General features: G+C 65.3%; 2 protein-coding genes. Both read left to right on the plus strand.

Translation table 11 applies throughout. From position 1 onward, the window contains the following. A partial coding sequence (locus AAHG09_RS31790; RefSeq protein ID WP_342112337.1) for an SMP-30/gluconolactonase/LRE family protein occupies nt 1–361 on the plus strand: 361 nt, incomplete at its 5' end. 179 nt (nt 362–540) lie between these two features. Continuing rightward, nucleotides 541–955: thiamine pyrophosphate-binding protein (locus tag AAHG09_RS31795; RefSeq protein WP_342112336.1), on the plus strand; the 415-nt coding region annotated here is incomplete at its 3' end.

Below are 955 nucleotides of genomic sequence, written 5' to 3' on the forward strand. Positions count from 1 at the left end.
GAACGGGCTGGCCTTCTCGCCGGACGGGCGCACCCTGTACGTCAGCGATACCTCTCGAACCGAGGGCGGCGACGGGCATACGATCCATGCTTATCCGGTCCTGGATGACCAAACCCTGGGCGAACCGCGGGTCTTCGCCGAGATCGAGCCCGGCGTGCCGGACGGCTTCCGTGTGGACGATCGGGGATGGATCTGGACGAGCTCGGAGGCAGGAGTCCAGGTCTTCTCCGCGGAGGGGCATCGTCTCGGACTGATCCCGACGCCCCAGGTATGCTCCAACCTCTGCTTTTCCCCGGAGCAGCAACGGCTGTTCATCACGTCCAAACAGCACCTTTATGCCCTGGACCTCGCCGTTCCGTAGATGGGATTAGATCACGGCATCGTCAGTACGCTCCGGAAACTCCCAGGAACCTGGCTTCCCACGCAAAGTTGGCACCGCACGAAGGAAGCTGTGTGCCGGTGTACGCAGGTTCCGTTTCACGCCGCCCCGACCACGTTCGCGTAGCGGGCGGCGCCGATGCCCATCGCCGAGGACCCGCCATGGCCGAAGCCGTCGCCGACTTTTTCTGGAAACGCCTGGCCGAATGGGGGGTGAAGAAGATCTTCGGCTATCCCGGCGACGGCATCAACGGCCTGCTCGGCGCCCTTCAGCGCAACGACCTGCCGTTCGAGTTCATCCAGGTCCGGCACGAAGAGATGGCGGCCTTCATGGCTGCGGCCTACGCCAAGTTCACCGGCGAGGTCGGCGTCTGCATGGCGACCTCCGGTCCCGGCGCGACGCACCTGCTCACCGGCATGTACGACGCCCACCTCGACCACGTGCCGCTTCTCGCCATCTGCGGGCAGCAGGCACGCAACGTCAACGGCGCCCACTACCAGCAGGAATTCGACCTCACGAGCGTCTTCAAGGACGTCTCGGCCTACGTGCAGCAGGCGTCCTCGCCCGCGCAGGTCC

Source organism: Methylobacterium guangdongense, from assembly GCF_038442355.1.
GTDB lineage: Bacteria > Pseudomonadota > Alphaproteobacteria > Rhizobiales > Beijerinckiaceae > Methylobacterium > Methylobacterium guangdongense.